The following is a 21186-nucleotide window of genomic DNA, read 5'->3' on the forward strand; positions in this document are numbered from 1 at the left end:
CACCGGAACGCGACATGCCTCAATTGATCTTGCGATAATAGACCTTGCCGTCCGGCGTCTCCGTTCGCTGGTAGGCCGGGTTCGGCCCAGGGGGCGCGGCACTCCTGCGCTTGATTGGCCGTGGCGTCTCTGCAGCCGCGGGTTCGGCCGCGACATCGCTGTTGCCGGAAGACGCGTCCGCCACGGTGCTGGTGACGACGACGGGTTCCGCCGCGCTGATGCCGCTGTCGTCGCGTGCCGAGGGGTTTTGCTCTAACCGGGCTATGCTGCCGTTGATTTCGTTGAACCTGCCCTGCAGTTGGCTGTCCAGCTTTTCAAACCGGCTTTGAAAACCGTTGTTGACGGTGTCGAGCCGGGCAACGATCCGCTGCTCGAACGCACCGAGTTCCTCAAGACGTCCCTCCACGGTGCGCAGGTCGTTGATGCCTCGATAAAGGTAGATGGCGGCGGTGGCGTTCAGCACCGCAAACAGCGTCAGCCCGACGCCGACGAAGACGGCCAGCCGCGACCGGCTCGCATCCCTGCCGAGCAGTTGCGGTTCAATCGGCTCGGCCGAGACAGTCGGTACATGCGGGTCGCTGATCGTCGTCATTGAACCACCACCTTGGTGCCAACTGGCACGCGCTTGAAAAGATCGATCACATCCGTGTTGGTAAGGCGAAAGCAGCCCGATGTGCCATCGAATCCCACGCCCGAGGGATCGTTGGTGCCATGGATACGGTAGAGCGTGTCGCGGCCGTCGCGCAGCAGATACAGCGCCCGTGCGCCGAGCGGATTATAAGGACCCGAGGGCACCAGTTCCGGCAGTTCCGGCTGGCGCGCGCGCATTTCCCGGGGCGGGCGCCACTGCGGCCATTCCGTCTTGGCGCCGACCTTCACCACCCCGGTCCAGCCAAATCCGTCACGCCCGACGCTGATCTGGTAGCGCAATGCCTGGCCCTGGCGGGTCACCAGGTAAAGCGCCTTCTCGCTCTTGCGGATGATGATCGTTCCCGGCTGTTCGGTGGTCGCGAAGGAAACCGCCTTGCGCAGGCTGGGTCCCATCGCCGGCAGAGGCGGCCGATCCGAAAGCCCCGACCGCGCCTCGGCGAAGCCCTGGGCGGACATCGCCAGCAGCAGGCCGAGCACGCAGGTGCCGGCCAGCCTGGGGACGAGGCCGTCTCTACCGGGCAGCGTCATCGAGCCGCTCTTTGAACATCTTCTTCAAATCCTTGTTGAAGCGCGCCCGGCCATCCACTTCGGAGGGCAGGATCGCCCGGTTCAAGGCATCGGTCAGAAGGGCGTTGTCCAGCGCCACCGATTTGATGTGCGGCGCCTTGAATATCTTCTCGAGCTCACTGCGCGAAAAATGGTTCCCGAACCATTTGCGCTTGTGCTTGTTGGCGACCAGCGTGATGCTGACCGCATTGCCGCGCAGCTCGCGGATCTTCTTGTAGAGCCGCTTGCCTTGCCGCAGCGAAGCGACGTTGAGTTCGAAGACGATGAAGATCTCGTCGCTGGTCGACAGCACCGAATTGTGCCAGGGCGTTTCGATATTGGGCAGGTCGATGACGATGTCGTCGAAGCGGTAGGCGACAAGGTCCAGAAGCCGGAAGACGAAGTCGCTGCCGTGCGGCTCGAAGGGCAGTTGCGGCCGCTCGAATGCGTAGAGGGTGAGGCCGGAAGGACGCGTAAGCTTGATGACATCCATCAGCTCGACATCCAGCCTTTCCGGCTGGCTGATGATGCCCGCGAGATCGAACTGGTTGAACAGATTGAGATAGGCGCCGCAATTGGCGCTCTGGAAGTCGAGGTCGACCAGACAGGTCGAAGCCGCGCGCTCAGTCGATTTCGAGGCGAGGAATTCGGCCGCCGACAGCGCCAGCGTCGTGGCGCCGGCGCCGCCGCTGGCGCTGATGAAGGTGATGATGCGGCTCTTGGCGCCCTGGTTGCCGGTATCGTGGAAGGTCACAGCATTGAGCAGTTCCTTGCCGTCGAGCGGCTTATGCAGCCAGTCCGAGGCGTTCATGCGCACCAGCACGCGCGTCTGTTCCGACGTCAGCTCATCGGAAACCGCGATCAGCGGCACCGTCGCCCACAGCGCGCGTGCCTCGACAATACCGGGCTTGCCCAGCAGGTCGCCACCGCCGAGATCGAGAATGACGATGCCCGGGCGCGTATCGGCGGGCGGCCCTTTGAGGAAGTCGTCCGTCTCCGAAACCCTGACGTCATAGATCGCCAGCGCATCGAGCCGCGTCGCCACATCGCGCTTGAAATTCGGATCCGACGAAAACAGCGCCACCTGCTTTCGCTTGGTCGGAGTAACCTTGGTGTTGATGGCGTTCATGGCCAGGTGCTCTTGATGTCTTCGCCCGTGACCGTGCTCAGCATGGAGGGCATGTTGATGTTGGCGAAACCCATCAGTCCCTGAAGGAAGAAGAACTGGAAGGTTCTGTTCTGCAGGCTGACCGTGATTGTCGGCACCGGACCGCTTAGCCGGGTCTGATAGCCAAGGCCGGTGGCCGAGTAAGTGACGACGACGTTGCTGCGCAGCAAGCCCGGGAAGAAGTGACACATGCCGGGCCGCTGGTTGGTGGCCAGATTGGGACAGGCGTCATCATTGGTGTTTGCGGTGTCGCCACGAAAGATGCGACTGAAATTGGCGGCGCTGAAGCCGCCGCCGTTGCTGCAGCCGCCCGTGCCGGCGGTGTAGGTGCAGACGAAGGGACCATAGGCGCCGGCGACAATCGGGGCGCCGGGAGACGAGATCGGACCCGCGGTCGCGAGGTTGGTTGCCACCGCATCCGATATCGCCGCCAGCCGGGCGCCGACCTGCACCGCCTTGGTGGCCGCGTTCCATTGGTAGAACGCATAGCCGAAATCGACGAAGCCCAGGACAAGCGAGAACAGCAGCGTCGATACGATGGTCATTTCCACCATCGCCGCGCCATCTTCTGATTTTGCGAAACGCTGGATCATGGTCAGAACCGGATCAACCGCTCGTCGTGGGAGCCCTGAAGCGTGATCGGCCCGATGCCGATGAACGACAGCATCCCGACGCCGGTGTATGGGTAGGTACCGGACGCGCGTACGGTGCAGACTTGTGCCGTGGTAGAGCGATATTGGGTAACGCCGCCCACCACGGTATCCTGGCAGGAGTTGTTGGTGGTCACGGTGACATTCGATGTCTGCCAGCCGCTGACGCGCGGAGTATCGGTTACTGCGCCGTTGACAACGGTTACAGATGGCTTGCCGTAGACGGCGATGTTCGCGGCAGTGGTGGTACAGTTGATCGCCGCCAGCCCGGAGTCGGTATACAACTGACTGTTGCAGCGCGCGGCATAGCGAGCGGCGTCTGTAAGCCCGGCCTCCATCAGCAGCTTGTCATGGATCAGATTGCCGAACTCGAACACCCCGGCAGACAAGACCAGCATCAGCGGGGTGATCAGTGTCATCTCGACCATCACCGCGCCGCGCTGGTCGTGTCGAAATCGACCGAGATATCGGGACAGCATCTTGAACATCGCGGTCACCGGTAGAGCTGCGCTTCGTCGCGCAGGTAGTTGTCGAGCGTCCCGTTGCCGCCTTTGCCGGTGATGTCGACCAGTTCGACGTAGATGTTCTTCCCGTCCTTGATAGGCTCGGTGATGAAGAAGCTACCGAACCTCCTGACCGGAATCCCCGTCTGGCGGCCGTTGAAATTCGTGCCCGAAGCCTGAAGCGCATTGCAGTCCAGGATTGCGCCGTAAAGCAACCGGCGGTCTGGGATCGAGATCGGAGTGCCTGCCGCAGCGGGTGGGATACCCGTTTCGCCACCGACCGCAGGATCCTGATAGATATTGTTGTCGATCTCGTAGCGATAGACTTCATAACGTGTCGGGAGATTGGTGCCGGTTCCTGATAGCGCCGCTGGCACGGCACGTGTGGGATGATTGGCGGCCCAGTAGCGCGCGAAATTCCAGTCACCGGCGCCCATGCGGCCGCCCATCAAGGTGCAGTTGCCGGCGATCTGGCACGAATCGCGCTCAAGCCCGACACCTTTCGTCGGGTCTGTTTCATAGTTGACCTTGTTGCTCTTGACGAACTGGCTGCCGTTTTTGGCGCCCTTGCGCACATTGACCGCGGGTCCATCCGAGTAGTTTGACGAATCGATGCCAAAGCGCGAGTTGATACCGTTCTCTACAGGCCCGGCATTCTGGCCCGGCTCGGTGTCGACGCCGTCACGCGAATAGCAATTCTGTGGCTTGGAGTCGGCGAGCATTTGTTCGAGTTTATTGGCGCCGTTGCCGAACGGAGAAGACAGGAAAGCGAAGTTGCCGGGAAAATAGGATCCGTCGCCGCGCAGCACGATCTGCCGGCGGCGGTATTGCCTGGTTTGTGCCGCCTGCTCCAGCGTGACGCCGCCGGTGATGCTTGTGTCCTCATACGGGTTGCACATGAAAACGGGTGTGTAATCGCAGACGCCCGATGTGAACCCGGCAGTCGCCTTGGCAGCGACGTTGAAGCTGTTACTGGCCGCATTGCCCGTCAGGAACGACGCCGGGAATATCGCGGCGAAACCGGTCGGCGCCACCGTCACTTCGACGAATACGGTTTCATCTTCGCCGATGGATTGCGTAGCATTGGCATAGTTTGCACTGCTGACCGGAGTTGCGTCCGACGCAGGTATGGTCTTCAGGAAGCACCACGAAATGTTGCCGGCGCTGTTGCAGCGTGCGGTGCCGCCTGGTTGCCCTGATGTCAAGGTGAACCGGCCATTGGTGCCAACGGTCGAGAATGCGGCCTGGTTGGTAACTAGTGTCGCCATGGCGCGTTCGGCTCTGGCCCATGAACCGGGCAAGCCATCGAGCTCGGCGGCTCCAGCCAATGCAAAGGCGTCCGCCGCCTTCTGCAAATCATTGTGCAAATTGTTGACCCGGCTCATGTCGATGGCCAACAGGGAAAAGCCGATAAGCGCCGGCAGCGTGACGCTGACGAGGATCAGCGCTATTCCCCTTTGATCGTGCCAGAACGCGCGAATGGTCCGCAGCATGGCCTTACTCTTTGCTCCCCTGACGCCAGGTTCCCTCGTTTGGCCTGGCGCACTGAAACCGCATCCTTCTGTTCAGTTTACGGCGTTGTGTTCGTCGTCACACCCGACCCCGCCCCGCCGACATTGACCGTGATGGCAGGCGGTGGCGGCGGCGGTGGTGGAAATCTGTAGTTGTTGGCAACAGCGGCTGCGCGCGCACCATCGCCTCCTATGTGTGTATTCCTGGAGGCCGGGTTGAACGGATCGACTGTCTGCAGAAGCGAATTGTGCCTCTGCGAGTCGCCCGCGGCCAAGGTCACTGAATCGTAGTGATTCAGATAGTCCGCGGCGCAGCCCGCCAGCAGGCCGGAGCAAAGAATGAGGATCAAGGCGCTATTTCTTGACATAGAGCATCTTGTCCTTCGATTTAAAGTTCAACATGTGGCCATAGGGGCCGGTGACGCCGTCGCCCGTTTCATATCTCCGGATCATGTCCTTGTTCACCTCGAGCTGACCGAGCACGAAGAATTCCGGGTCATTGGCGGGCCGTGTCTTGTCGAAGGGTGTCGCCAGCTGCTCGCCAGGCTTCACCGGCCGCACGATGTGCGGCGTGACGATGACGACCAGTTCCGTCTCTTCCTTCTGGTTGCTCGAATTGCGGAACAGCGTCCCGATCACCGGCACCTGGCCGAGCCATGGCACCTGGTTCTGCAACTTGGTGGTCCTGCTGGACAGGAGCCCGCCGACCGCGAAGCTCTGGCCGTCGCGCAATTCGACGACGGTGGACAGTTTGCGGTTGGTGAAAATCGGGTCGCCGGCGGTGGTGAAGCCGTTCAGGTCGCTGACTTCCGGCGCCAGGTTCATATGGATCTTGCCGTCGTCGAGTACGACCGGCGTGAACAGAAGATTGACGCCGAATTGCTTGTAGACAATGCTGATCTCGCCGTTCTTGTCGAGAGTTCGGATAGGAACTTCACCACCGGCGTTGAAGCTTGCCTGCTCGCCGGAGAGCGTGGTGAGATTGGGATTGGCAAGCGTGCGCACCGCGCCCTTGGCCTCGAGCGCCTCGATGTACAGATCGACCTTGATATTGTTGTCTATGACGCGGGTGAGCAGCGCGCCGAAGGGAGTCGAGGTGGACAGGAGGTCGCTGAGAAAACCGCCGGTGCCGAGCACCACGTTGTCCTTGTCGACGGCGGCAATCCCGGTTCCGACGATGGTCGTGCTCCTGCTGTTGTTGCTCCTGATCGACACGCCGAGATCGCGGCCAGCGTTGCGCTTGGCTTCGAGAATGCGGACTTCGAGATTGACTTGCTGGCTGTCGTCGATCGTGACGGAATTGATGATGTCGTCGGGACCGTATTGCTTGGCCACTTCCAGGATGGCCGCCATCGTGACGCCGTCCTTGACATGACCGCCAAGCCTGACCCTGCCATTGACCGAGGCGACTTCGATGCGCGACCTTGGCGCCACCTGGCGGATCGCCTGCGCCATGTCGCTGACGTCGACGCCGACCTCAATCTGGATGACGCCGAGCGAGCGCTTTTCAGGTGAGAACAGATTGACCGTGGTGGTGCCGGCACCCTTGCCGATGACATAGAGCGTGCGGTCGGTCATCGGCTGCGCGTCGGCGATTTTTTCGTCACCGACGACGATATCGCCAAGGGTGGCGTTCACCGCGATCGTCACCGACTGCGACATCGGCAGGAAAACGCGATGAACGCTGGGGTTCGACACATCGATGAAGCGGTCTGCGGCATCGGCCACGAGACTCCACGTTGGTAGCGTCGCGAAACAGGACAGCGCGACCGCAGCCATCCTCACCCAAAACCCCTGCATCCCCGTCTCCCCGATTGCAGCCTCATTTTTTTAGCTGCGCCTTTATATCATGGCTGTCGCGGCACGTCATATGTCTCGAGCTTCACCCCTCGAAAAACGCCCACGGTGGCACGCGACGGCGGCTCGGGTGTGACATATTTGACGACTTCCCGCACTTCCGGCGCGGAGGCCACCGCCGGAGCCGGCTTGACCTTGCCCAACTCGTCGAGCTTGCTACCCACTCGCTCCACGGCCTGTGCCAATCCTGCGATCTTCTCGTCGGCGCGCTTCTGCGCATCTTCCGCGCGCTGACGATCGGCCGCGGCAGCAGCATCGGCCGCAGCCTGCTTGGCGAGTTCGGCTTGCTTTTTGGCGACGTCGGCCGGCATTTCGCCGGTCAGGTCGGAAAGCGTCACCCGCTCCGTCGTTTCGCCCTTGCTGGCGGCGGCCTGGCGAAGCGCCAGCGACAATTGGCCGGCGCCTGCCGCCAGGGTCAGCTTCTGCGCGTCCTTGGTGCTGGCCTCGAGCGTCACCGATTTGACGACGGTCGGGCTGTCCTTGCTTTCGTCGGCCACCTGGTCGACCGCGAGCACCCTCATGCCTTGCAGCAGCACGTCGACAAAACTTTGATCCGCGCCATCGTCGCTTCGCACGGTCCGCGTCAGCAGCACGTCCACCCGGTCTCCCGGGAAGACGAAGCCGGCGACGCCAAGCACGTCGTTGACGCGGATGGACACGGCCTTCATGCCTTCGCCGAGCACCGCCGAAAGCGTGGCGCGCTGGCCCGGGCCGGTGATCTTGGTGGCGAGTACCGGTTCATTGACGCCGATCGCCTGCAATGCCTGCTTGGGGGCTGCGCCAGGGAGGACGTCTTTCGTCAGGAGTTCTTCCGTTGTCTTGAAGGCACCGGCCGGAACCGCGCCCGCCGGCCATGCGACTTCGCGCAACTTGTCGGCGGACAGCGTGTCGCCGAACTTCAGCGCCACCGCGGCCACCACGACCGTATCGCGCTGGATATCATTCGTCTGCGCAATCGCGCTGCGCTGATTGGCCAGCCAGATGTTGGCGAGCACCACTGCAAGCACGCCGAACACGCCGGCGAGGACGATCATGATGACGGTATTTGCGCGCATAACCCCAACCCACTCAATCGACTACGTGCCCCCCCAAGGGTCGCCTGTCTCCGGTTGAAAAGAGGCAGGCCCAAGCATTTTGCGCCAAGGCCTGCCGAGTGTCACTAAGCGGCAGTAGCGGTAGTAAGTGTCGAGTTAAGTGTCGTCCACTGCCCGCTCACCCATGTGCCGACCAAAATAACGGTCGCTATTACGGCTACCGTGATGATGCCGAGCAAGACTGTATATTCGACCATGGCAGCGCCGTTCTCATCATCGCGGAACTGCCTGGCCATAGTCATGAACTTACTCATGCCAATCACTCCCTTTGGAGATTTAAACCCGACGAGACGAGCCGAGGATGACGTCCATACTCAAGCATCCCCCCGCAACCCTCAAGTCGACAGGCAGCACGCCAACCACTATTTCAGTATTTGCGCGTATGCTGACTGCCAACTGCCAACCAACTGATATGCACGCAGACGGCGTCTACCTTCTGGTGAGAGCGGCGGGCCCAAGCCTTTTCAGTTCAGGCCCGCCAGAGAACTACGCCGTAGCAGTCGTAAGGGCGGAATTCAGCGCCGTCCATCTGCCGCTGACCCAGGTGCCGACCAGCACCACCGTGGCGATGACCGCAACCGTGATGATGCCTAGCAGCACCGTATATTCGACCATGGCAGCGCCGTTTTCGTCATCGCGGAACTGCCGGGTCATCGTCATGAGCTTCTTCATGTCAATTTCTCCCTTTGGAGGTTGAACCCGACGAGACAGAGCCAAGGATGTACCCCATACCCAAGCATCCCCCGTCATCTCGATCCTAGGTCCCGAGAAATTGCGGAGTCAAACGGGATTAATGGTTCCTTAACTTTCCAATACATGAACTCTCGAGTTCGGCGCGACGTTAAATTCCATCAAGAGCTTGATTCTTCTAATTTTTCAAGCGCCCTTAACCATTCGTTCATATTTATGGCGTCGGCCTAATAAAGGCATAGCTACTTTAGCAGCATTGCATATTCCTTTATATCTAAGGGGTTATAGCCAATTATGGAATGGATTCCCGTGTCGGAGCACGCAAGGGCCATAGGGCACTGCAAAGCTTAGTGCGCCACTCGCGTTTGGCGCCACGAAGGTCGGAAATAAAAACGATATTTTTTGGCGCCGCTTCTTAACTATGTTGAAAGTATTGCCTTGGCGTGAGGCGTCCCGGCGCTTGTGCGGCGCTTGGTTAACGTTTAGTTTCCGCTAATATGCGCTGGAGGGGTATAAGGGATTATGCTGGGGCGGTTCATCAAGGGTGGCGAGACGCGGATCGAGCCAAGAGTGGAGTCGATAGCGGTTGTCCCCGTTGCCAATGGGGCCTCGCCTGTCGCCGATCTCGAACCGCATGGCGACGAGTTCCTGGCGCTGAAAGTCGATCTGCATCGACATCTCATTGATCGCTTCAACCTCGCGTCGCTCGAAACTGCGTCGAAGGACGAGATCCTGAACGAAATCCGTCCGATCGTGCGCGAATTCGTGCGCGGTCGCAACGTTCCGCTGAACGCGCGCGAACTCGATCAGCTGACCAGCGACACGGCAGACGAAATGCTAGGCCTGGGGCCGATCGAGCCATTGCTGAAGGACGATTCGATTGCAGACATTCTGATCAATACCCACAAGCGTGTCTTCATCGAGCGATATGGCGTGATCGAGGAAACCGCGATCCGCTTCCGCGACGAGGCCCATCTCCTGCGCGTCATCAACAAGATCGTCTCGGCGATAGGCCGGCGTGTCGACGAATCGGTACCGATGGTCGATGCCCGGCTAGCAGACGGCTCACGCGTTAACATCGCGGTGCGGCCGATCTCAGTGGACGGTCCGCTGGTCTCCATCCGTAAATTTTCCAAGAACCCTTATTCTCTCGAACGTCTGATGGCGTTCAACTCGATCCGACAGCCGATGGTCGATCTGCTTCGCATCGCGGTACAGTCGCGCAAGTCGATCCTGGTTTCCGGCGGCACCGGCAGCGGCAAGACGACCTTGCTCAACGCGTTGTCCAGCTACATCCCGTCGAGGGAACGCCTGATCACCATCGAGGATGCGGCGGAACTGCAACTGCAGCAACCGCATGTCGGACGGCTGGAGACGCGCCCGCCCAATGTCGAGGGCAAAGGCGAGGTTCGCCAGCGCGAACTGCTCAAGAACGCACTGCGCATGCGACCGGACCGCATCATCGTCGGCGAGGTGCGCGGCGAGGAGGCCTTCGATATGCTGCAGGCCATGAACACCGGCCATGAAGGCTCGATGACAACCATCCACGCCAACACGCCCCGCGATGCGATCTCGCGGCTCGAGCAGATGGTCGGCATGGCCGGCATGCCGATGACCAACGATTCCATTCGCGCGCAGATCGCCTCGGCCATCGATATCATCGTACAGACACAACGGCTCTCGGACGGCGGCAGGCGCGTCACTTCCATATCGGAACTGACCGGCATGGAAGGCAACGTTGTCCAGCTTCAGGAAATCTATCACTTCGTTCGCCGCGATGTCCGCGCCGATGGCACGATTGTCGGCGAATTTCGCGCCACCGGTGTACGGCCGCGTTTTGCCACTGAAGCCGCGGCAATGGGGTATCATTTCGCAAAAGATGCGTTCAATCCGCAGGTTCCACTTTGATGCCGACCGGTCAGACCCTCCTCTACTTCATCTATGTGCTGGCGGCGGCATCCGTTATTCTCGCCGCCGAATCCTTCTTTCTCTCAATCGCCGGACGGCGAGCGCGGGCAGGCATCATAAATCGACGCTTGCAGCGCCTGGGAGAAGAGAAGCCGGCCGAGCAGAGTCTGCAGGGACTGCTGCAGGAACGCGGATTGACGGCATCGGGGGACTTCATTTTCGGCGCAATCACCCTCAACCGGCTCTATACGCAATCCGGCATCACCGGCAATCCACTGGCGTTCCTTGCTGTATTCCTGCTCGCCGGCCTCGTTTTGGCGCTCCTTTTGCCGTTGCTTCTGCACTTTTCCATCATTGTCGCCGTCATTGTCTTCCTGATTGTGGGATTTGTTCTACCGATTCTCGTTTTACGAAGCGCCCGGGACAAACGAATCAAGAAATTTGCGGTCCAGCTTCCCGATGCACTCGATATGATCGTGCGCTCTCTGCGCGCCGGTCACCCAACGACCGTCGCGATCGCGCTGGTTGCTCGTGAAATGCCCGATCCGCTCGGCACTGAATTCGGCATCGTTTCCGACGAAATAAGTTTCGGCCTCAGTCTGGAGCAGGCTGTTCGAAAATTGTCCGAGCGGGTCGGCTTCGAGGGTCTGCATCTGCTGTCGGTTTCGCTCTCCATCCAGGCCAAGACCGGCGGTAATCTCACCGAGATACTGTCGAACCTGTCGTCGGTGTTGCGTGAACGCCGGAAATTGCGGATGAAGATCAGGGCGCTGTCGGCCGAGGGTCGCATGTCGGCCTGGATAATCTCGCTGTTTCCACTTCTGATGCTTGGCGTTCTGTCGATCGCCGCTCCAAGCTTTTACGGTGACGTCTGGGGTAACCCTATCGTTGTACCGGTGTTTGTGATCTTTGGATCTTGGGCACTGTTGGGCGACTTCATAATGTACCGAATGGTCAACTTCGATTTCTAGTGGCGGACAGGGACGTGTTTACCAATCTAGGGAATTCAGCCACGCTGTTGTCGCTCGCTATCTTCCTAGCGGCAGTGGCGCTTTTTTTGCTGGCCGCCTTTGTCCTCATCCCGGTTTTCCAGACAAGGAAGCTGGTCACACAAACCCTTTTGGCCGAGGGGATCACCAATCGCCGCTCGCTCCATGCCCAGCAGGAGCTCAACAGGATTTCCGCGCAGCGGCCGGTCGATGCCTATTTCCGCGGCCTGGAAAAGGAACGCGGCGAGCCTAATGCCCTGGAAGCGAAACTGTTCCGGGCGGGGTTCTATCAAACAAGCGCACCGGTAATTTACACGCTCTCTCGCCTCGGCGCCGTCTGTATCGGCTTCCTGGCCTGTTACGCGGTTCTATCGCGGGTGTTGCCGCCGCAATTGCCGGGGTTCGTGGCGTTTGCAGGCTCAGCCTTGATCGGGCTTGGTTGCCTTGTCATTCCCAGCATTGCTCTGGACCGCTTCGAGAGCCGGCAAAAGCAGGTCTATCGGCGTGGCTTTCCCGATTTTATGGACATGATGATCACCTGTGCTGACGCAGGGATGAGCCTCGAGGCGGCCGTGGAGCGCGTCGGCGCCGAATTGGCCGGCACCCACAAATGGCTGGGCATTCAGCTGTCGATCGTGACCCTGCAGTTGCGTGCAGGCAAACCGTTGCGCGAGGCACTGCGCGAGCTTGCCGACCGGATCGGGCTTGACGAGGCGCGCGCCCTGGCCGTTCTGTTTCGCCAATCGGAAGAGCTGGGCACCAGTCTTACAGACGCCCTGCGCATTTACAGCGACGAAATGCGCACCCAGAGAATCATGAACGCCGAGGAACGTGCCAACGCGCTGCCGGTCAAGATGATGATCCCGCTGGGACTCTGCATCTTTCCGGTCGTGATGATGGTCGTCATGCTGCCTGTGCTCATCCGCATGAAGGGCATTTTCTTCTAAATGTTTATATGCTTTGGTTCTAAAACGGAGTCGGGGACTCTTGGGAGACAAAATGACAAGGCCAATGCGCCTCGCAGCCGTAGCCGCAGCCTGTCTGACGATGGCGCTTGCCGGTTGCCAAACGAATGGTGCGGGTAGCACCGATGGTGTCGTGCGCACAAACGAGCCGTCGAAAGGCGACGTCACGTCGTTTGGCGATGCCTTCGATGGACTGAAAACGGTCAGCGACGTTGAGTATTACGCCTCGGACCAGGCCGTGGCCGAAGCCACGAACCAGTTCCGCGCCGAAAATTACGGCAATGCCGGTGCCTTGTTCTTCAAGGCGACGCAGCTGGCCCCCAATGACGGTGGCGCCTGGATGGGGCTGGCCGCCTCGTGCGATCGCATCCGCCGCTTCGACCTCGCCGACCGGGCCTATGGCAAGGCTTTCAAGCTGGTTGGCGCATCAGCCGAATACTACAACAATGTCGGTTATTCCTACCTGCTGCGCGGCAAGCTGCAGGACGCCCGCACGAGTTTCCTGAAGGCCTATGAGCTGGCGCCCAACGATCCGACGGTAGCCAACAATCTGAAGCTGCTGTCGTCGAGCGTGCAGAACATCGAGCGCTAGCATGTTGCTCGTCGAAGTGCTGCTGCTGAAGGCGCTCGCCATACCCCTGCTCGCAAGGATTGCGTGGCTGGACTTCACGACCCAGAAGATAGCCAATCGCGACGCTCTGCTGCTGCTCTGCCTGGGGGCGGGATCGCTGCTGCTTTTGTCGCTTCAGTCCGGATCGTGGTGGGACATGGGGCTGAGCGCCATCGCCGCCCTTGTGTTGTTCGTGGGGCTCTTTCCGTTCTGGGTTCTGCGAAAGGTCGGCGCAGGCGATGTCAAGCTGATGGCAGTCGTGCCGTTTCTGGTCGGCGGAAATGATCTGGTCGGGTTTTCCATCTTGCTGCTGCTGTTCGCCCTGGCAACGGCCGTGGTTGTGAAGAATCCATTCTTGCTTCCACAAGGCGCCTTCCGCGTCTACGTGCAACACCTTGATCGCAAAGGTGTCGTCCCGTTTGGCGTGCCTATCTCTGTGGCGTCGATTTGCATGATCGCCTTGCAGGTCGGATACGGCTTTATGGTTCCCGGCTCTCTATCGATATCGATGTGAACAATTGACGGGCGCTGGGCTACCTGCGCGCTACTTCTTCGGGCGTCGGCTTGACGACGGCATCCCCTGTATTCCGGCCCTGTTGAGTGCCGCGCACGAACGGGTAGCCGTGCTGGCCGATATAATCCGTCGGGATCGGCTCATCGACTCCATATTTCTCGGGCATTCTGGAGCCTGGAATATGAAACGTCCCGAACAGCGCGTCGATGACGGCCAAGTGACTGGCGAAGTTCTTGTCATAGGCGTCGCGTTGATCGGCGTGATGCCAATGGTGGAATTGAGGGCTTGCGATCACCCATTTGAGCGGCCCGAAGTTCACCCTGACGTTGGAGTGCAGAAACAGCGCATGCCCGGTAGCGATGATGAAGTATACCGTTATGGCCTCTGACGAAAAACCCAGAAAGAATACAGGCAGAAGCGAGACAGCCTTGGTGATGATCTGGTCCACCGGATGCGCCCGGAAAGAAACCATCCAGTCCAATTCCTCGATGCCATGATGGATGGCGTGGAATCTCCAGAGCGCCGGGATTGCATGGAACGCCCGGTGGGAGGCATAGACGCCGAGATCGGCCACGATGATGATCTCTACGACCTGGAGCCAAGTCGCCTGACCGCTCACTGTCATCGTTACCTTCTCAGGTACCAAAGACGCCGAGACACCCATAGCCGCTGCCGCCATCAGGATAATGCAAATCTTGAGGAACGCACCATTGACGACGGCGTAGATCACATCGGTGCCGATGCCCTTGCGGAATATCTTTTGTTGCGTCCGCAGGGCGAGCATGTGCTCCAGCGGTACGAAGATCAGGGCGCAAATGAGCAGCGATTTCAGACCAAAGAGGTCCATCGGCTCCATCTCTCAATGTCATTTACCGGACGAGTGAACCACTTCATGGCCCCTCACACAAGGCAATGGTTTCCAAACAGTTAACCGGTCCGCTCTGACCTTCTGGCCGGGAGGCTTTGATGACCTGATAACACATCTCGATTGGTGGCCAGTTTGGCCGTTAACGCTTTGGAAAGCATTTACTTGTCGGCGCACGCAAGGAATGCTTCAGTGCCGCTTTGCGGGGAGTGGCAAAAATGTTGAATGAAGACTTTCTCGGCCGTATCGCGATCGTCTGCATCATGACGGTTCTGGCGGTTCTCAGCGCGATTCCTCTGTTCGCCTATTTCCATCAGAACGCATCGGTAAGTTCGCTGGCCGTCGTCAACCAGGTCTTGGCGACCGTTATATCCGCCCTGCAGGTTTTCCTGACGGTCGGCCGTCTCCCGCCAAAAGGAACCGCGCAGGGAATCGAACCAAGGGTCACTTCTGTCGCCGGAACTTTCCTGATCATCGTTGCAATGTTTGTGACCCCAGCACTGGAAAGCGAGGCAGCGCAAATGGTGGCGCTGTGCTTGATTTTCATCGGCATGGCGGGCTCCGTGTTTTGCCTGTACTGGCTCGGCCGCTCTTTCTCCATCATGGCTACGGCCCGGCAGTTGGTTACCTCTGGCCCATATTCCATTGTTCGCCATCCGCTTTACATCTGCGAGGCGACATTCGTTCTCGGAATGATCCTTTCGCACTTGTCGGTGTTGATGGTGGTGTTAGGCGCGGTCCAATTTCTCGTACAGTATCGACGTGCACGGAACGAGGAAGGCATCCTTCGACAGACATTCCCTGAATATGAAGGATACGCTCGGCGCGTCCCAATGCTTCTGCCGCGGTTCTTTCGTGCAGGGGCAGCGGTTTCCAGACGGTCATAGATCAACGACCTGATGCACTCGTCATGGTGGTCTTCTCGGTGGCAGCCGGAGCGATCAGCTTCTGGCCGCCATTCTCTGAGCCAAGTCTTGTTGATTTGCGCTAGCGAAGAAGGTGACGCCGACGATGGCTGTGACCGCCACGACACCTCCACCGATGACATCGACTAGGTAGTGGCCGCCTTCCGGCACCGTCGACACAATCATAACCGCATTAACCACGGCAATCGGGATCAGCAAGGGCGTCCTTCGCATGGCATAGGTGATGATGATCCCGAGAGTAGTGTGGAATGAGGGAAAGCACGTGATCCCAACCGTCTTGGAGATCAGGAAGTCGAAAGGCGCCCCGGAACGCAGCGCATCGACTGTCGCAGCATGGGACAGGCCGGCATTCGTGAAGTGGTCGAATAGGGAAGGCGCCGGGCGGAAATAGAGGTAGGGGCCGTCGACCGGGACGGCGGCCATGATGATCGCGGTCAACACCGACGATGCAAACAGGATCGCGACGAACTCAAGCAGCCGGAGCCGCTGATTTGTGACAGCATGCCAGAGCACCACCACCGGCAACTGATAGGTGAGTGCCTCGTAGCAGAACACCAGAACTGCTGCGATCTTCGGGTGGGAATTGGCGTAGCCGAGCGCCGAGGGCCAGTCGAAGCCAAGTGTCTTGTCTCCGGCGACGAGCAGCCAGTCGAGCCGAGGTCTGGTTGTCGATGCGGCAAGATACATGAACAGGCAGCTGGCAATCGACATCGGGATGAATACCGCCATGAAGATGGCGATGTTTTCGAAGGTAGCCCCGGCACCCTTCCATACTCGGGAAGGTCGAGACTGGCTTCGGGTTGCCATCAGGGCAGCAAATTTTCCGGCAACCCAATAAGCGCCGGCGATTGAACAAGCGATGATCAGTTCGACACCGTTGTAGGCATCGATCGTGACGTTGCTGACTGATAGGCAGAGAAAATCGGCCAGAACAAACGCGCAGATCGACAGGCCGATAATTTGGGCATATCGGCGTACCGCCAGAGCTTCGTAAGCCAGCATCCACTACCCCCTTGGGCAGACAATATTCGAAATTTCAGAGAACTGCAAAACCTGCTAACAAGCATAATTAGTTCTTAAGCAAATACGTCCTGCCGCTGGTCGGATGCAATCGACGGCCTATCTACCCGCGACGACGTTCTGATCACAGGGGGAGAAGGCACCATGGCACTTCACCTTTCGGCAGATACCCCGGCCTCAGTCGCGGCCGCTCCGCAAAAATATCTCTTTGGCCCGTTCATCGACTTCTTCATGCTTGGCGGAAGCGCGCTTCTCATCCTGCCGGTCCTGTATTTTCTGCCGCTCCGGTACGAAGCCACCGTGACGCTGACGATGTTCTTGCTCTCGCACCTCATAAACCAGCCGCATTTCGGTCATTCGTACCAGATCTTCTACCGCAATTTCGCGCGCAAGATGCGTGGCGACGGCTACAGCCGGAGCCTTCAGATCCGCTATATTCTCGCCGGCATTGTCGTCCCGCTGGCCATGTTTGCCTTCTTTGCCTATGGCTCGCTGACGAGCAACGCCCGGTTGCTCGGCAATGCGACCAACGCCATGGGCTTTTTCGTCGGCTGGCACTATGTCAAGCAGGGCTACGGCATGCTGATGGTGGATGCCGTGCTGAAGCGCAAATTCTTCAGCGATCAGGACAAGAAGGTGTTGTTGTTCAACGGCTACGCCGTCTGGCTGTTCGCCTGGCTCCAGACGAATGTGGTGATCACCCAAAGGCAGTTCTGGGGCCTGGACTATTACACCTTCGCGGTGCCGCCATGGCTCATCACCATCGCCATGGCGATAGCTGCCGCCTCGTCGGCGGCGACCGCCGTGATGTTCATCAACCGCTGGCGCAAACATGGTGGCGCGCTGCCCTATAACGGCGTCGTCGCCTACGTCGTGTCCCTCTATGCCTGGATCCTGTTCGTGACGCTGAACCCGCTCTGGCTGCTCGTGGTGCCGGCGATGCATTCGTTGCAGTACCTGGCCGTGGTCTGGCGCTACCAGACCAATGTCGAGCGCGACCGTGCGGATGCCGTCGAGAGGCCGGCATTGAAGGCCCTGTCCGTTCTTGGACCGCTATACAGGCTGCGCGTGCTGGCGTTCGTGGTCTTCGGCGGAATTCTTGGAGCGCTCGGTTTCTGGCTGGTGCCGATGGCGTTGACCGACCTGGTTCCCTACGACAAGGCGGAGTTCGGCTCGTCGCTTTTCCTCTTCATCGCCTGGATCTTCATCAACGTGCACCACTACTTCCTGGACAATGTGATGTGGCGGCGCGGCAATCCGGAAGTCTCGAAATATCTGTTCCGCTGAAGCGATCGGCTGAATTCACTCCAGGCAACCCGCCGCTGTCGGGGACGCCCATTCCGGCGCGAACACGATTCGTTAACCAAGATGCTGTTCATCGACGGGTCGCAGGACGGATGCCCGCCTGCCTGGTGAAACCTGCGTGTCCAGGGTTCGAAAAGAAGGCTCCGCTTCCGGCGACGACGTCAAATCGTCCGAAACAAGAACAATGTGCAAGGCATGACCGTGATTGAAAGCGAACAGAACGCGCCCGGCGCCTCCCATCGTTGGACATGGTTGCCGGCCATTGTCGTCGCGTTCCTTTGCCTGTGCGTCACCAGCGCGTTCGCCGAGACGCGTGCCTTGAAGATCCAGCATCTGCATACGGGCGAGAAGGCGGAGATCGTCTTCAAGCGCAACGGACGCTATGATCAGGCGGGATTGAAGAAGATCGATTTCATGCTGCGCGACTGGCGCCGCAACGAGCCGACCAGGATGGATCCGCGCCTGCTCGATCTCGTCTGGCAGGCCTATCGCGCCAGCGGCTCGAGCGCCTATATCCATGTCGTCAGCGCCTATCGCTCGCCGGCGACCAACGCCATGCTGCGCAGCCGCTCGAAGGGCGTGGCGCGGGAAAGCCAGCACATGGTCGGCCGGGCCATGGACTTCTTCCTGCCGGACGTGCCGCTGAAGAAGCTGCGCGACATCGGCCTCAAGATGCAGGGCGGTGGTGTTGGTTATTATCCGACCTCCGGCTCGCCTTTCATTCACATGGACGTCGGCAATGTGCGGCATTGGCCGGGCATCAGCCGCCAGGAACTCGCCAGGGTCTTCCCGAACGGCAACACGCTGCATGTGCCGAGCGACGGCAGGCCGCTGCCCGGCTATGACCAGGCGCTTGCCGCCTACAAATCGCGCAAGGCTGCCGGCACGCCCAACATCGAGCTGGCTAGCGCCGACGGTGGTCAGCGCAAGTCGCGCGGCCTGCTGGCGACGCTTCTGGGCGGGCGCGGCGCCAACGAGTCCGAGGACGTCGCGGAAGCAGCGCCCGCGCCACGCAAACCGGCCAAGTCCGTTGAACCCAAGAACGCCGGGCAGGGCATCGCCATCGTGCCGCCGGAGGCAGCCCAACGGGCGGAGATGGCTTCCGCCGGTGCCGCCGAAGAACCGCTCGCTGAGCAAAGCAGCAAGACGCCCGAAGCGGCCGTCATGGCCATGGCGCCCAGTGCGGTGCCATTGCCCGCCTTCGCCCCGCGCGCCGAGCGGACCGCCAGCATACCGACGCCGCAAACCGCACCGGTCGCGATGGCCAGCGCGTTCACGGCGCAGGCCGAACTCTCCGCGGCCAAGCCGGTTGTGGTCAATGCCGAAAGGCCCTTGGGCAAGACGGATGCCGCTGGCGCCAGCGTCGCGCCGGACGTGGTGGCGCTCAACATCCCGTTGCCGACATGGCGGCCGCAAAGCCAGACGAGCCCGGCGCGTCCGTCGGAAGCAGCCAAATCCGCCGATGCCGTCGCTGCCTTGCTGGCCATGCATCACCCCGATACCGTCCTTGATGGATCGACCGCTCAGCAGCTTGCCGTGCCGGCACCAAAACCCGAGGATCGCGTCAGGACCAGCCCCAAGGCCGATCGTGTCCAGCCACGTCTCGATCCCGAAGCCACCGCCGTAATTGTGCCCGTGGGGACAGGTCGCGGCATTGTTGGCGGAGCCGGCACGGCAGCGGCGCCCGTCATTGCGGCCAATTTCATCCGCACGGCGCCGGAGCAGGTCTATCTCGACGGATTCGAGCCACGAGGACAGACGTCCGATCACCGCCGCTTCACCGGCTCCGCAGTGAAATTCCTGCCCATCGCCAGCTTCAAATAAGGGGGCGAGCACTCCCGAGCGAATGCCATCCCGTCGCCATGGCATTGGCGGGACGCGGTGTGCCAATATCGGCATTTGCACTGGCGGCTCGCCTGTGATCCAAGGCGACGACAAATCCCAGGCTTTGCAGTTGGAGCGCTGAATGACCGGATGGACACGCCGTGGGCTCTTGAAAACGGCCGCCGTCGCTGGCGCAACCGGAGTAGGGCTTTCGGCCATCGGCAGGCTTGGCGGCCTCGCCGCCACCAGCCCCGAGCCGATGGTGCTGCAGACGGCCAAGATCCAGGCCAGGCTGATGGATATCGGCCCGACCAACAATGTGCTGACCTATGGCAATGCCGGAATGCCGCCAGTGCTGAGGATGAAGAAGGGCGAACCCTTCGCGGCGCGCCTGGTCAACGCCATCGATGATCCCACGACCATCCATTGGCACGGCATTCGCCTGCCCAACAAGATGGATGGCGTGCCCTTCCTGGTGCAGCCCTATGTCAACACCGGCGACCATTTCGACTACGCCTTCACGCCGCCCGACGCCGGCACCTTCTGGTACCACCCGCATTGCAACACGCTGGAGCAGATGGGCCACGGCCTGACCGGCGTGATCGTTGTCGAAAACCCGAATGATCCGAAATTCGACGCCGAATTCGTCCTCAATCTGCGCGACTGGCGTCTTGGCGACGACGGCCAGTTCATCGACCAATTCCGGCCGCGCGATGCCGCGAAAACCGGCACTTACGGCACGGTGCGCACCGCCAACTGGCTCGACCAGCCGCAATACGACGCGCCGGCCGGAGGTCTGGTGCGGCTGCGCGTCGCCATCACCGATGTCACCCGCATCTATGCCTTTCGCGTCGACGGTGCCGAGGCGATCGTGATGGCGCTTGACGGCAATCCGGTGCCTGAGCGCTTTTCACCCGATGCCTTGCTGCTTGGGCCGGGGCAGCGCATGGAACTTGCCATCCGCATGCCAGACCGGGAAGGCGCGGTGGTGAGCCTGCGGGATGTCAGGGGCACCAAGCCCAAGATCCTGGCGACCGTGCGGGCGACGGGCAGCTCGCTCAAACGGGATGTTCGCGATGTTGCGCCGCTGGAGGTCAATCCGGTGGCGGAAGTGGACCTCAGCGCCGCCCAGCACATTTCGCTGGCTCTCAGCGCTACGGCGGAAAACGTACCGAGCGATGGCATCTGCGGTTCGCTAGGCTACAGTTTCTGGGCCATCAACAAGGTGCCGTGGCCAGGCGATACATCCGATCCGACCGCGCCGCTGGCCGAATTGAAGCTCGGCAAGAGCTATGTCATCGACATGGAGAACCTGACGCCGCAATCGCATCCGATGCATCTGCACGGTATGGGCTTCAAGGTGCTGTCGTCCTCGACACGTCCGGTGCAGCCGCTGATTTCCGACACCTATCTTATCCAGCCCAACGAAAAGGTTCAGCTCGGCTTCGTCGCCGACAATCCCGGTGACTGGCTGCTGCACTGCCACATCATCGAGCACCAGAAATCGGGCATGACGAGCTACGTCCGGGTGGTTTGAGCCAGGTTTGAACGGTTTCGTTGGCAAAAGCGGGTGGTTCCCTGCTATTGCCG

At 60.4% G+C, this 21186-nt stretch carries 21 protein-coding genes; 9 read left to right on the plus strand and 12 right to left on the minus strand.

Annotated elements, in window-relative coordinates; all coding sequences use genetic code 11:
• Positions 1-19 precede the first annotated feature (19 nt).
• The 10 genes from MAFF_RS26435 to MAFF_RS26485 form a co-directional block, all read right to left on the minus strand.
• The gene (locus MAFF_RS26435; RefSeq protein ID WP_010914075.1) at positions 20-592 is read right to left on the minus strand and encodes a hypothetical protein; all 573 of its coding nucleotides are present in this window, start codon (positions 590-592) and stop codon (positions 20-22) included.
• Entirely contained in the window at positions 589-1179 is a 591-nt protein-coding gene (locus MAFF_RS26440) for a L,D-transpeptidase (RefSeq protein ID WP_010914076.1), read from the minus strand. The genes MAFF_RS26435 and MAFF_RS26440 overlap by 4 nt, the downstream gene beginning before the upstream one ends.
• Positions 1163-2326, minus strand: coding sequence for an AAA family ATPase (locus MAFF_RS26445; protein ID WP_010914077.1), 1164 nt, complete (start codon positions 2324-2326; stop codon positions 1163-1165). The genes MAFF_RS26440 and MAFF_RS26445 overlap by 17 nt, the downstream gene beginning before the upstream one ends.
• Positions 2323-2958, minus strand: coding sequence for a TadE/TadG family type IV pilus assembly protein (locus MAFF_RS26450; RefSeq protein ID WP_010914078.1), 636 nt, complete (start codon positions 2956-2958; stop codon positions 2323-2325). Before MAFF_RS26450 ends, MAFF_RS26445 begins: the two co-directional genes overlap by 4 nt.
• Before the next feature lie 2 nt (positions 2959-2960).
• Positions 2961-3503 carry a TadE/TadG family type IV pilus assembly protein gene (locus MAFF_RS26455; RefSeq protein WP_244420620.1) on the minus strand — a complete coding sequence of 181 codons (543 nt, stop codon included), beginning with the start codon at positions 3501-3503 and terminating at the stop codon, positions 2961-2963.
• A 5-nt stretch (positions 3504-3508) separates the two neighbouring features.
• On the minus strand, positions 3509-5011 hold the full coding sequence (locus tag MAFF_RS26460; protein WP_010914080.1) for a TadE/TadG family type IV pilus assembly protein: 1503 nt from the start codon (positions 5009-5011) through the stop codon (positions 3509-3511).
• Positions 5012-5383: 372 nt separating this feature from the next.
• Positions 5384-6829 (minus strand): type II and III secretion system protein family protein, encoded by a 1446-nt coding sequence (locus MAFF_RS26470; protein WP_010914081.1) that lies wholly within the window; start codon positions 6827-6829, stop codon positions 5384-5386.
• Between the two features lie 47 nt (positions 6830-6876).
• The gene (gene cpaB, locus MAFF_RS26475; RefSeq protein ID WP_010914082.1) at positions 6877-7941 is read right to left on the minus strand and encodes a Flp pilus assembly protein CpaB; all 1065 of its coding nucleotides are present in this window, start codon (positions 7939-7941) and stop codon (positions 6877-6879) included.
• 104 nt (positions 7942-8045) lie between these two features.
• Positions 8046-8234 (minus strand): Flp family type IVb pilin, encoded by a 189-nt coding sequence (locus tag MAFF_RS26480; RefSeq protein WP_044549281.1) that lies wholly within the window; start codon positions 8232-8234, stop codon positions 8046-8048.
• Positions 8235-8466: 232 nt separating this feature from the next.
• Positions 8467-8652 (minus strand): Flp family type IVb pilin, encoded by a 186-nt coding sequence (locus tag MAFF_RS26485; RefSeq protein ID WP_044549283.1) that lies wholly within the window; start codon positions 8650-8652, stop codon positions 8467-8469.
• A gap of 540 nt (positions 8653-9192) precedes the next feature.
• On the opposite strand from MAFF_RS26485, the gene MAFF_RS26490 reads away from it, so the two are divergent.
• From MAFF_RS26490 to MAFF_RS26510, 5 genes are read left to right on the plus strand one after another with little or no spacing between them, the layout of a single operon-like run.
• Positions 9193-10578 (plus strand): CpaF family protein, encoded by a 1386-nt coding sequence (locus tag MAFF_RS26490; protein ID WP_010914084.1) that lies wholly within the window; start codon positions 9193-9195, stop codon positions 10576-10578.
• On the plus strand, positions 10578-11549 hold the full coding sequence (locus tag MAFF_RS26495; protein WP_010914085.1) for a type II secretion system F family protein: 972 nt from the start codon (positions 10578-10580) through the stop codon (positions 11547-11549). Before MAFF_RS26490 ends, MAFF_RS26495 begins: the two co-directional genes overlap by 1 nt.
• Positions 11550-11563: 14 nt before the next feature.
• Complete coding sequence (locus tag MAFF_RS26500; RefSeq protein ID WP_044551362.1) at positions 11564-12514, plus strand: type II secretion system F family protein; 951 nt, start codon at positions 11564-11566, stop codon at positions 12512-12514.
• Positions 12515-12566: 52 nt separating this feature from the next.
• The gene (locus tag MAFF_RS26505; RefSeq protein WP_010914087.1) at positions 12567-13124 is read left to right on the plus strand and encodes a tetratricopeptide repeat protein; all 558 of its coding nucleotides are present in this window, start codon (positions 12567-12569) and stop codon (positions 13122-13124) included.
• Position 13125: 1 nt separating this feature from the next.
• On the plus strand, positions 13126-13656 hold the full coding sequence (locus MAFF_RS26510; protein WP_010914088.1) for a prepilin peptidase: 531 nt from the start codon (positions 13126-13128) through the stop codon (positions 13654-13656).
• A gap of 19 nt (positions 13657-13675) precedes the next feature.
• On the opposite strand, the gene MAFF_RS26515 is transcribed toward MAFF_RS26510, so the two are convergent.
• Positions 13676-14512, minus strand: a complete 837-nt coding sequence (locus tag MAFF_RS26515) for a sterol desaturase family protein (protein ID WP_010914089.1) — start codon at positions 14510-14512, stop codon at positions 13676-13678.
• Positions 14513-14739: 227 nt separating this feature from the next.
• Here MAFF_RS26515 and MAFF_RS26520 point away from each other — a divergent pair, with 227 nt between their 5' ends.
• The gene (locus tag MAFF_RS26520; protein WP_032928723.1) at positions 14740-15408 is read left to right on the plus strand and encodes a methyltransferase family protein; all 669 of its coding nucleotides are present in this window, start codon (positions 14740-14742) and stop codon (positions 15406-15408) included.
• A 54-nt stretch (positions 15409-15462) separates the two neighbouring features.
• On the opposite strand, the gene MAFF_RS26525 is transcribed toward MAFF_RS26520, so the two are convergent.
• A complete protein-coding gene (locus MAFF_RS26525) occupies positions 15463-16449 on the minus strand; it encodes a phosphatase PAP2 family protein (protein ID WP_010914091.1) in 987 nt (328 codons plus the stop codon).
• A gap of 162 nt (positions 16450-16611) precedes the next feature.
• On the opposite strand from MAFF_RS26525, the gene MAFF_RS26530 reads away from it, so the two are divergent.
• The 3 genes from MAFF_RS26530 (at position 16612) to MAFF_RS26540 (ending at position 21133) form a co-directional block, all read left to right on the plus strand.
• Complete coding sequence (locus tag MAFF_RS26530; RefSeq protein WP_010914092.1) at positions 16612-17754, plus strand: hypothetical protein; 1143 nt, start codon at positions 16612-16614, stop codon at positions 17752-17754.
• Positions 17755-17967: 213 nt separating this feature from the next.
• Complete coding sequence (locus MAFF_RS26535) at positions 17968-19596, plus strand: DUF882 domain-containing protein (RefSeq protein WP_044549286.1); 1629 nt, start codon at positions 17968-17970, stop codon at positions 19594-19596.
• 142 nt (positions 19597-19738) lie between these two features.
• Positions 19739-21133: a multicopper oxidase family protein gene (locus tag MAFF_RS26540; protein ID WP_010914094.1), complete on the plus strand. Its 1395-nt coding sequence runs from the start codon at positions 19739-19741 to the stop codon at positions 21131-21133.
• Positions 21134-21186 lie beyond the last annotated feature (53 nt).

This window comes from Mesorhizobium japonicum MAFF 303099, assembly GCF_000009625.1.
Taxonomy (GTDB): Bacteria; Pseudomonadota; Alphaproteobacteria; order Rhizobiales; family Rhizobiaceae; genus Mesorhizobium; species Mesorhizobium japonicum.

Coding starts and splice junctions, on each gene's coding strand:
- MAFF_RS26435 (WP_010914075.1), bottom strand. CDS start 592: ATGACGACGATCAGCGACCCGCATGTACCGACTGTCTCGGCCGAGCCG.
- MAFF_RS26440 (WP_010914076.1), bottom strand. CDS start 1,179: ATGACGCTGCCCGGTAGAGACGGCCTCGTCCCCAGGCTGGCCGGCACC.
- MAFF_RS26445 (WP_010914077.1), bottom strand. CDS start 2,326: ATGAACGCCATCAACACCAAGGTTACTCCGACCAAGCGAAAGCAGGTG.
- MAFF_RS26450 (WP_010914078.1), bottom strand. CDS start 2,958: ATGATCCAGCGTTTCGCAAAATCAGAAGATGGCGCGGCGATGGTGGAA.
- MAFF_RS26455 (WP_244420620.1), bottom strand. CDS start 3,503: ATGTTCAAGATGCTGTCCCGATATCTCGGTCGATTTCGACACGACCAG.
- MAFF_RS26460 (WP_010914080.1), bottom strand. CDS start 5,011: ATGCTGCGGACCATTCGCGCGTTCTGGCACGATCAAAGGGGAATAGCG.
- MAFF_RS26470 (WP_010914081.1), bottom strand. CDS start 6,829: ATGCAGGGGTTTTGGGTGAGGATGGCTGCGGTCGCGCTGTCCTGTTTC.
- cpaB (WP_010914082.1), bottom strand. CDS start 7,941: ATGCGCGCAAATACCGTCATCATGATCGTCCTCGCCGGCGTGTTCGGC.
- MAFF_RS26480 (WP_044549281.1), bottom strand. CDS start 8,234: ATGAGTAAGTTCATGACTATGGCCAGGCAGTTCCGCGATGATGAGAAC.
- MAFF_RS26485 (WP_044549283.1), bottom strand. CDS start 8,652: ATGAAGAAGCTCATGACGATGACCCGGCAGTTCCGCGATGACGAAAAC.
- MAFF_RS26490 (WP_010914084.1), top strand. CDS start 9,193: ATGCTGGGGCGGTTCATCAAGGGTGGCGAGACGCGGATCGAGCCAAGA.
- MAFF_RS26495 (WP_010914085.1), top strand. CDS start 10,578: ATGCCGACCGGTCAGACCCTCCTCTACTTCATCTATGTGCTGGCGGCG.
- MAFF_RS26505 (WP_010914087.1), top strand. CDS start 12,567: ATGACAAGGCCAATGCGCCTCGCAGCCGTAGCCGCAGCCTGTCTGACG.
- MAFF_RS26510 (WP_010914088.1), top strand. CDS start 13,126: ATGTTGCTCGTCGAAGTGCTGCTGCTGAAGGCGCTCGCCATACCCCTG.
- MAFF_RS26515 (WP_010914089.1), bottom strand. CDS start 14,512: ATGGAGCCGATGGACCTCTTTGGTCTGAAATCGCTGCTCATTTGCGCC.
- MAFF_RS26520 (WP_032928723.1), top strand. CDS start 14,740: ATGTTGAATGAAGACTTTCTCGGCCGTATCGCGATCGTCTGCATCATG.
- MAFF_RS26525 (WP_010914091.1), bottom strand. CDS start 16,449: ATGCTGGCTTACGAAGCTCTGGCGGTACGCCGATATGCCCAAATTATC.
- MAFF_RS26530 (WP_010914092.1), top strand. CDS start 16,612: ATGGCACTTCACCTTTCGGCAGATACCCCGGCCTCAGTCGCGGCCGCT.
- MAFF_RS26535 (WP_044549286.1), top strand. CDS start 17,968: ATGACCGTGATTGAAAGCGAACAGAACGCGCCCGGCGCCTCCCATCGT.
- MAFF_RS26540 (WP_010914094.1), top strand. CDS start 19,739: ATGACCGGATGGACACGCCGTGGGCTCTTGAAAACGGCCGCCGTCGCT.